General features: G+C 46.2%; 7 protein-coding genes. 5 read left to right on the top strand and 2 right to left on the bottom strand.

Annotated elements, in window-relative coordinates:
- On the bottom strand, nucleotides 1–1956 hold a 1956-nt coding region (locus tag GPUN_RS01540), incomplete at its 3' end, for a TonB-dependent receptor (RefSeq protein ID WP_141567190.1).
- A gap of 232 nt (nucleotides 1957–2188) precedes the next feature.
- On the opposite strand from GPUN_RS01540, the gene GPUN_RS01535 reads away from it, so the two are divergent.
- The 5 genes from GPUN_RS01535 (at nucleotide 2189) to GPUN_RS01515 (ending at nucleotide 7737) form a co-directional block, all read left to right on the top strand.
- Nucleotides 2189–3484 (top strand): GntP family permease, encoded by a 1296-nt coding sequence (locus GPUN_RS01535; RefSeq protein WP_006002726.1) that lies wholly within the window; start codon nucleotides 2189–2191, stop codon nucleotides 3482–3484.
- Between the two features lie 74 nt (nucleotides 3485–3558).
- Nucleotides 3559–4794 carry an E22 family MetX-like putative esterase gene (locus tag GPUN_RS01530; protein ID WP_006002724.1) on the top strand — a complete coding sequence of 412 codons (1236 nt, stop codon included), beginning with the start codon at nucleotides 3559–3561 and terminating at the stop codon, nucleotides 4792–4794.
- 3 nt (nucleotides 4795–4797) lie between these two features.
- Nucleotides 4798–5826, top strand: a complete 1029-nt coding sequence (locus GPUN_RS01525; protein WP_006002722.1) for an extracellular catalytic domain type 2 short-chain-length polyhydroxyalkanoate depolymerase — start codon at nucleotides 4798–4800, stop codon at nucleotides 5824–5826.
- 278 nt (nucleotides 5827–6104) lie between these two features.
- Nucleotides 6105–6461 (top strand): SDR family NAD(P)-dependent oxidoreductase, encoded by a 357-nt coding sequence (locus tag GPUN_RS14440; RefSeq protein WP_006002720.1) that lies wholly within the window; start codon nucleotides 6105–6107, stop codon nucleotides 6459–6461.
- Between the two features lie 103 nt (nucleotides 6462–6564).
- Nucleotides 6565–7737 (top strand): thiolase family protein, encoded by a 1173-nt coding sequence (locus tag GPUN_RS01515; protein WP_006002718.1) that lies wholly within the window; start codon nucleotides 6565–6567, stop codon nucleotides 7735–7737.
- Between the two features lie 51 nt (nucleotides 7738–7788).
- Here the strand turns inward: GPUN_RS01515 and radA are convergent, their stop codons facing one another.
- Nucleotides 7789–9183 carry a DNA repair protein RadA gene (radA, locus tag GPUN_RS01510; RefSeq protein WP_006002716.1) on the bottom strand — a complete coding sequence of 465 codons (1395 nt, stop codon included), beginning with the start codon at nucleotides 9181–9183 and terminating at the stop codon, nucleotides 7789–7791.
- Nucleotides 9184–9229 lie beyond the last annotated feature (46 nt).

The raw sequence follows: 9229 nt of genomic DNA, 5'->3' as shown, positions 1-9229 counted from the left end.
CGCAAAGTTCAAATGGCCAAATGCGGCATTGAAGGTTAAATTATCAGAAGCCACATATGTCACTTCAGCTTCAAAACCGCTACCGCTTGTTTCAGCCGCGTTTTGCAAGGTTTGGTTAAGCTGAGTGCCGTCGCCTGCATCGCCCACCCCAATGTATTGGCGGTCTTTGTGATCGTAGCTAAAGAGCGTCACGTTAGTTCTTAACTGTTCGGTCCAATCTCTTTTAAAGCCTATCTCAACTGAATCTACAATTTCAGGATCCACTCCCGCTTCGTTCCCACTCGCGCGCGGGTTAAAGGTACCCGACTTGAAGCCTTGTCCATAAGAGGCATAAATCATGGTGTCGCGATCCATTTGATATTCAAGCCCTACGCGAGGACTAAACTGGTTCCAAGTCTTGGACTTGGGGCTGTCTAATACACCATCGCCATCGCTGTCGGTGCCTAACACAGTAGGCACTAATTGGCCTTCGGGTCTTACATAACCCGGCACCCAGCCGGTGCTTGGATAAACAGGAGCAAAAACTAAACCATTGTTAACAAAGGCGGTTTTTTCTTCGGTGGTGTATCTGGCGCCTAAGGTTAACGATAGTTTATCGCTCAAATCAAATGAACCTTGGGTATAAAGTGCATAGCTTTGTGAGTTGTTGCAACCGGCAACTTCTCGGGTTAAGCCAGCCGCACCAAGGGATCTTCCTAACACATTTAAAATGGCATTAAAGTTACCACACGACTCACCATCGTAATAATAAAGGCCGCCTACTAGGCTATATCCGTCTTGTAGATAAGTAGCCTGAAGTTCATGTGTTTGGTTTTCGTCTCGGTATTCAGCCGGTACGTCGAAAATATCAAGCGCGGTGTTATCAAAGTCGATATTGGTTGGCGAATAACTGTCGCGATCAGAAGCCACGTATTTCAATTCAAGATCGTCTGTTGCATTGTAGCGTACAGTTAAGCTTACACCTTCAATTTGCACCTCGTTAGTGGTGGGTAGGCTGGTGTAGGAATCGAATTTATTCGCTGGCACTGGCGCATTAGTTAGCAACGAAGGTAGAAGTCTGTAACCGCCTTTAGCGTTTGAGTCGTCTTGTGTTTTATCCCATGCCAGTCTAAAAGATAAGTCGTCGGTAGGTCTGTATTCAAGATTCAAGCGGGCAGCCCACAAGTCTCTATTATAGTTTTCTAAGTCTTGACCCGGCAGCGCCGACTGTAAATAGGTGCCAAAACCATCGCGACTCAAATCAGCATAGCCAGCGCCTATATATAGTTTATCTTCAATAATCGGCAACTGACCGGTAAGTTTTATGTCTTGCTGTCCATAGCTTCCTACGGTGGCACTAGCGGTAAATGCGGCGTCTCCGCGCATCTCTTTAGTCACGTATTTAACCGCGCCGCCAATCGTGTTTTTACCATATAGCGTGCCTTGAGGGCCTCGTAATACTTCAATACGCTGCACGTCTAGAATATCAAGTACCGCGCCTTGGGGACGCGCAATATACACATCGTCAATATAAATACCCACGCCTGGTTCATAGCCCCACAAAGGATCTTGCTGACCAATTCCGCGAATAAAAGCGGTCAGCGTACTGTTGGTACCTCTGCTGGTTTGCAAGGTGGTGTTGGGCGAAAACTGCTGTAATTCGGTGAGCACAGATATGCCATTGCTAAGCAACTCTTCTTCCCCAATTGAGGTAAGTGCCACCGGCACCGACTGCAGCGTTTCTACGGTGCGTCTTGCAGTTACGTTGATGACCTCAAGTTTACCGGCCTCTTTTTCTGCAGTAGCATTGTCTTGAACCGCCATTGTGGGCATAGCAAGTAAGCCGCAAGCTAGTGCAACTGACGTAGCTATTAGGCTTTTGACTAAGCCTTGGCGTAAGTTTAATTTACTAGTGTGTGTCACACCAGCGCAAATATCTGTGCTGTAAACAGTGTGCTTTTGATTAATGGTTTTCATCATTCTTTCCTATTATTAAATGCGGTAAACATAATGTAAATGTCGTTAAATGCTAAGCATGGGGTGTGCGGTCTAATGTAAATATAATGTAAATAGATGTAAAAAGAACTAGTACCATCGTACTATGGGCATTCGAGTAGAAATAGCGCATGCTTTTTCAATCCTGGCGGTCTGCGGTCACAGACTAGGCCATGTGCAATGACGCGCACGGCATTTGCTTAGGATTTCATTTATGTTGAGTTTAATTGGACTAGTTGGTGGCCTTGGCCTACTGATTTATCTAACGATAAGGGGGGTAAATTTATTTATTGCCGCTCCATTTTGCGCCCTACTTGTTGCGCTTAGCAACCACATGCTGGTATTTACCGGTGATGCAAACTTTGTTGTCACCTACATGGACGGTTTTTCGGGTTTTGTCGCCTCATGGTTTTTTATGTTTTTACTCGGCGCTATTTTTGGTAAATTTATGGAAGACACCGGCGCCGCAGACTCCCTCGCGCGCGCTATCGTTAGAAAACTAGGCTATAAACAAGCGCTATTTGCCGTGGTTGCCGCTTGCGCGGTGCTAACCTACGGCGGCGTGTCGGTTTTTGTAGTGGCATTTTCTGTTTACCCCATGGCCTTGAGCCTGTTTAAAGATGCTAATTTACCGCGCCGCTTTATTCCCGCTACCATGGCCTTTGGCTCGGTCACCTTTACCATGACCTCAGCCGGATCACCTGAAATTCAAAACTGGATCCCCATAAAATTCTTAGGCACGTCTCCTTTTGCTGCATGGGAAGTGAGTTTAGTCGTTGCCGTCTTTATGGCCACATTTGGCTACTGGTGGCTGAAAAAAATGGTCACCAAAGCGGTCAACAACGGCGAGTCATTTATAACTAGGCCCCAAGATCCCAATATAGAAGCGCGCGAATACCCGCACCCAGCGTCTGGCTTAGTACCTCTAATGGTGGTGCTGTCTATCTCGTTCTTTCTGCATGAAGCTTATGCTCAGTATGCCTTAATTGCCGCGTTGGGCGGCGGTGTAATTGCCCTGATAATTGTCAATTATAAGTACTTCATTAACATGGGTGAAGCGGTAAACCAAGGCACTACCGGCGCCCTTATTGCCATTGGCAATACTGCGGCGGTGGTGGGTTTTGGTTCAGTTGCTAAAACAACTGAAGCGTTTCAAGATACGGTATACCTAATGACCCATCTTCCGGGCAACGAACTGGTGGGCGCCGCCGTTGCCGTCAGTGTTATTGCGGGTTTAACCGGCAGTGCTTCAGGTGGCCAAGCCATTGCTTTGCCAGAAGTTGCGCCGCATTATCTAGCGCAAGGGGTCGATCCAAGCGAGCTTCATAGGGTGGTATCAATATCCTCAGGCGCGCTTGACTCACTACCACATAATGGCTATGTAGTAACCACTATTCGCGCAATCTGCAATGAAACTCACAAAGCCGCTTACGGCCCTATGGCCTGCTTAACGGTGATTGTCCCGCTCATTGGTTTATGTATGGCAATTGCGCTTTTCATTATGTTTTAAATAAGGAAGGTAAATAAATGTTCAGTATAAGATCCATAAACTATTGTTGTTTACCCAAAGGGCTAGTATGTTGTTTGTTTTCATTAATAGGCATAGTGTTGCTTGCATTTACCTTTGCTAGCACACCCTTACACGCCAAGGAAAATCAAAGCCTAATGATAGTAATAAAACAAACGCATAGCATAGACACCTTCACGACCTTTGGTGGCCAAACAATTGAAAATGTAAAGGTAGGGTGGGAGAGCTATGGCGAACTTAATGAGGACAAGTCTAACGTTATTTTAATTACGCATTACTTCACCGGTAATTCTCACGCAGCGGGAAAGTATCACATAGATGATGCAGAACCGGGCTATTGGGACGCCATTATAGGCCCAAACAAGGCGATAGACACCAATCGGTTTTTTGTGATTAGCGTTGACTCGCTAGTCAATATTGGGGCTTTTGATGAAAACGTGATAACCACCGGCCCTGCCTCTATCAACCCTAAGACACAAAAGCCTTATGGACTTACATTCCCCGTGGTAACCATGCGCGATTTTGTTAATACCCAAAAATCAGTCTTGGAAAGCTTGGGTATCCAAAAACTCTACGCGGTGGCAGGCCCCTCAATGGGCTCGATGCAGGCTATTGAGTGGGCCAGCGCGTATCCGCAGTGGGTAGAACGATTAATTTCAGTAATAGGATCGGGCAGCGCCGATGCGTGGACAAGTGCGTATTTAGAGCAGTGGACTGTGCCAATTACCATGGATATTAATTTTAACGGCGGCGATTATTATAATCTGCCAAAAGAGCAGTGGCCTACTCTAGGCTTAACCCATGCCTTAGCCATGATCACCCAGTCTGCCTTACACCCAAACTTTTTCATTCAAATAGGCGCACAAATTGGTTATACGCCGCTTGAGGAGGATGCTTTGCAAAGTATTAGCGCTAAGCCCAGCATTGTGAACTGGCTTATGGGCCGCGCAGCCGAGCGAGCGCATCTAATGGATGCCAATCATTTGCTATATTTAGTGCGCGCGAACCAGCTTTTTGTTACTGGCATGCAGGGCACGCTTGAAGAGGGATTAAAGCAAATTACCGCTAAGGTGCTGCTAATACCCGCCACTACCGACCTATTGCTGATGCCTTATCACGCTGAAAAAATAGACTCTATACTTCGCGCTAACGAACAAAGCTCACAGTTAGAATACTTAAGCGGTGATCTTGGACACCTCGAGGGCGTTGCCGGTATTGTAAAACATGCAAACACTATACGCGCATTTCTAAATGACGAAGCACCTAAAGCTGCAAACAGTGATAATGAATAAGCAATGATAATCTCACGCGATAAGTGCACAGTTTTTACGTTTTTATTGCCCGTACTAGCCTCATGCGCCTTCTACACTGGCACTGCGGTGGCTAGCGAAAAAGCTAAAAATGTTGTGCTTGATACATCAAACATTACCCTGTCAGGCATGTCATCAGGCGGCTACATGGCAACTCAATTTCATTTTTCTCACCCTGAGTTGGTAGCGGATGTGGGGGTGTTTGCAGCAGGCCCATATGGCTGCGCGCAAAACTCAATTATGACGGCACTGGCGCAGTGTATTGATAAAGCGCCTGAAACCTATGCAGACAAAATAAAGGACATTTCTACGACGCTAGGCCCTTCAATTAGCCAGATTAAAAACGATAAGGTGTGGTTGTTTCACGGCGCCTTAGACACAAAAATTTCATCTAAAGTGGCAAGTGCATTACAAGCGCAATACGCCCAGCTTGTTGCCCCTAGTAATCTTGCTGTGGTAAACAACAAGCCAGTAGCGCATCTGTTTCCTACTTTAGAAAATGGCGTAGACTGCGAAGAATCGGCTTCCCCTTATATTGGCAAATGTAATTTCGACGGCGCAGGAGAAATGCTCTCCTTTATACTAGGGCCGCTACAAAACCCAGTAGATAAAAATACAGCTATGCAAGCAGGCGAGCTTATTATCTTTGAGCAAAATGCATTAGCCAACATTGACAACACCGGCATGAATGAACAAAGCTTTGTTTATTTACCCAATAGTTGCCTAGACGGAAAGTCCTGCAAGGTGCATATAAGCTTTCATGGTTGCAACCAGTCTATAGACAATGTGGGCCAGCAGTATGCCACCAGCACGGGGTTAAATGAATGGGCCGCTAGTAATCGTTTGGTTATTCTATATCCGCAAATTGCAAAATCTAGCTTTATGCCAATGAACCCTCAGGCCTGCTGGGACTGGTGGGGATATACCGGCAGCGACTACTTGAATAAAGACGGTAAACAAATTGCGGCTGTGCACAGAATACTATTGTCACTAGAGGCTTATTTGAATCGCTAATATTGTTGGCGCAGCGTGGGCGTAAACTTTCCTTTCATAGATGAGCGTGCCTTGTATAGACTGATATAAACTGCCCTATTGTTGTTTTAAGCTTAAGCATTATCAGGTTTAGATCAACTATTTATCAAAAGTAGACCAAAGTCCTTTAATCATTATCATTTATATATATTATGAAAATTGCCATAGACGTTATATCGATACCGGCTGCTGTCATGTAGAAATGATATTCGAGATTTTAACGTGATGCTTTTTCATGAACCTATAATAAGGATGCAAATATGACAATAGTAGCTTTAGAAACCGGCGATACCAGAGGGATTGGCGAAGCAATTTGTATAAAGTTGCACGATAAAGCTTATACGGTAGTTGCCAACTATGGTGGCAACAATCAAAAAGCAGCAGATTTTACAGAACGTACTGGTATTGCGACTAAAAAATTCGACGTGTCTGATTTTGAAGCAATAGCAGCGGGCATTGCAGACATCGAAAAAGAATTCGTTCCGGTAGACGTATCAGTAAACAATGCCGATATAACGCGCGACGGCACTATGCACAGAAGGGACTTTGTTCGGTGGGATGCGGTTTTTCAAACCATCCTAGCCTCTTGCTTTAACACCCGCCGTGCAGTAATTTAAGGGTACGCACTCGTCAATTTGGTCGTATCATCAATGTGGGTTCGGTGAATGGTCAAGCCAGTCAGTATAGTCAGGTTTTTATAAATACATAAGGAACAGTAATATGAGCGAGTCAGTTGTAATTGTTGCAGCAAAACGTACCCCTATGGGCGGATTTATGGGCGCATTATCAGCGGTTCCCTCACCTGTTTTAGGCGCAACTGCGATAAAAGCAGTTATCGCCGGCATTCCAGCAGACGCTATTAACGAAGTCATTATGGGCTGCGTGTTACCCGCAGGACTTGGCCAAGCACCCGCTCGCCAAGCTACGCTGGGAGCCAACCTTCCTTTGAGCGTAGGCGCTACCACCATCAACAAAGTATGCGGCTCGGGCATGAAAGCGATTATGCTAGCGAATGACCTAATTAAAGCAGGCAGCGCCTCTGCGATTGTAGCAGGCGGCATGGAGAATATGTCAGCGGCACCTTATTTATTGCCAAAAGCACGTGCTGGTTACCGCATGGGTCATGGCCAAACCTTTGACCATATGATGATGGACGGCCTAGAAAACGCATACGACGGCAAAGCAATGGGCTGTTTTGCACAAGCCACCGCCGACAGCGAAGGCATTACCCGTGAGCAAATGGATGAATTTGCCATAAGCTCGCTCACTAAAGCACAAAGCGCCATTAAAGACGGCACTTTTAAAGACGAAATTATTGCCGTTACTATCCCCACTCGCAAAGGTGACGTAACGGTAGACACCGACGAAGGCCCCAGCAATGCACGCATTGACAAAATTCCTGAGTTGCGCCCTGCTTTCACCAAAGACGGCACGGTAACCGCGGCTAACTCAAGCTCAATTTCTGATGGCGCAGCGGCCTTGTTAGTTATGTCAGAATCTAAAGCAAAAGAACTTGGCTTAACGCCGCTTGCTAAAATAGTGGCTCACGCCACTAACGCCGTTAAGCCTGAAGACTTTACAGTCGCCCCGGTAGGCGCGATTGAAAAAGTGCTTAGCAAAGCAGGCTGGAGTCCCAATGATGTTGACTTGTTTGAAATAAATGAAGCCTTCGCTATGGTCACTATGTTGGGCATTAACAAGCTTGGACTAGACAGCAGTAAAGTTAACATTAAAGGCGGCGCTTGCGCACTTGGTCACCCAATTGGCGCGTCGGGCGCGCGCGTTGTGGTGACTTTACTGCATGCCTTGCATCAAAAAGGCCTGAAAAAAGGCGTTGCTGCTCTGTGTATTGGCGGCGGTGAAGCTACTGCGCTAGCTGTAGAAATGCTGTAGTAATTAAGTTGCTTTAAAAAACGAAGCTGCTGCCTCGTTTTTTAAAGCCTGCTAATTTATTAAGGCAATCAGATCATGAATTGTTTTTACGGGCATCACTTTAGCGCCTAAACCCTCCATCGACTTATGATAGTTCCTGTGCGGAATATAAATTTCAGTAAACCCATGCTGCGCCGCCTCTTTAACACGCGGTACGCCACTATCAATAGGACGCACGTCGCCATTTAGGCTGAGCTCGCCCATAATGCAACTGGTACGTGGAATAACGAAGTCGTTCAAACTGCTTAACAAAGCGGCCACCAACGCAAGATCGATACACGTCTCTAACTCATCAATTTTCAAACCGCCTACAATATTAAAAAAAGTATCGTGAAATATTTTCGTTTTAGTATGCTTACGCAATATACCTGTGAGCATTTTGATACGGTTCATATTCAAACCCACACACACCCGCTGGGGATATTCAGCCTCATTTTCTGTGGTTAAACATTGAATCTCGAGTAAAATATTACGGTTTCCCTTACGAATACAGGTAATGGTAGAGCCGGGAGAGTTAGTACTTGAGCCTGACAAAAATATTTCACTTGGGTTGTCGACGCTAAGCATGCCACGCTCACACATTCTAAATATGCCCACGGTGTCTACATCGCCGAAACGGTTTTTGTTCGCACGCAGCGTGCGAATCTGACCGTCATTAGTGTCTATATGCAACAGCGCATCAACTATATGTACAAGAGTTTGCGGGCCGGCGATTTCGTTATTCTTATTTACGTGGGCAATAATGAACATGGTGACGTTGTTTTGTTTGCAATACTGCGTCAGTATTTGCGCGGCTGCCTTAACCTGCGAAGGCGAGCCAGGGCTGCCGTTTGCCGACTGCGTTACCACCGCTTGAATAGAGTCTATTACGGCAAATTTAATTTGCTGCGCGTCAAGCTCGTCAATGATATTTTCGACGCTGGTTTCGCTGAGCAAAAACAAATTGTCGTTGTTATACTCAAGTTTCAGCCGGTCTACCCGGTTTTTAAACTGCGATAGCGATTCCTCGGCGGTACAATATAACGAGGGCATGCGCAAAGACATCCTAGCCACTAAGTCACTTAACAAAGTCGTTTTGCCTGCGCCTGGGTCGCCCGACACAATATTTACTGAGCCTTTGGTAACGCCGCCGCTTAGCACTCGATCAAGCTCGCCTATGCCGGTGAGGCTTTTTTGCGCGTCAGCAGACTGCACATCGTCTATCTTTTTAGCACCACCGCCTTGGCTGCCCGCATAGCCTAGCGCGCTGCTCGAAAGACCTGACTTTGCGCGCTGACTGGGTGCATCAGCACTTACCCGCATTTCGGTCATGGTATTCCAACTGCCGCAAATACATTGCCCTTGCCAACGCGGAGTGCTGTGCCCGCAATCGGTGCACACAAATTGAGTTTTTGGGACCTTTGCCATTATTTGTTGTTTCCTTTTGGGAGCATTTGGTGATGATACTACATGG

The organism is Glaciecola punicea ACAM 611 (assembly GCF_000252165.1).
GTDB classification, from domain to species: domain Bacteria; phylum Pseudomonadota; class Gammaproteobacteria; order Enterobacterales; family Alteromonadaceae; genus Glaciecola; species Glaciecola punicea.
Note: the sequence above shows the minus strand (reverse complement) of the source record. Positions and strands in the feature narration are given on the sequence as shown.

Excerpts from the sequence above, each read along its gene's own strand:
- GPUN_RS01535 (WP_006002726.1), top strand. The coding sequence starts at position 2,189 with ATGTTGAGTTTAATTGGACTAGTTGGTGGCCTTGGCCTACTGATTTAT.
- GPUN_RS01525 (WP_006002722.1), top strand. The coding sequence starts at position 4,798 with ATGATAATCTCACGCGATAAGTGCACAGTTTTTACGTTTTTATTGCCC.
- GPUN_RS14440 (WP_006002720.1), top strand. The coding sequence starts at position 6,105 with ATGACAATAGTAGCTTTAGAAACCGGCGATACCAGAGGGATTGGCGAA.
- GPUN_RS01515 (WP_006002718.1), top strand. The coding sequence starts at position 6,565 with ATGAGCGAGTCAGTTGTAATTGTTGCAGCAAAACGTACCCCTATGGGC.
- radA (WP_006002716.1), bottom strand. The coding sequence starts at position 9,183 with ATGGCAAAGGTCCCAAAAACTCAATTTGTGTGCACCGATTGCGGGCAC.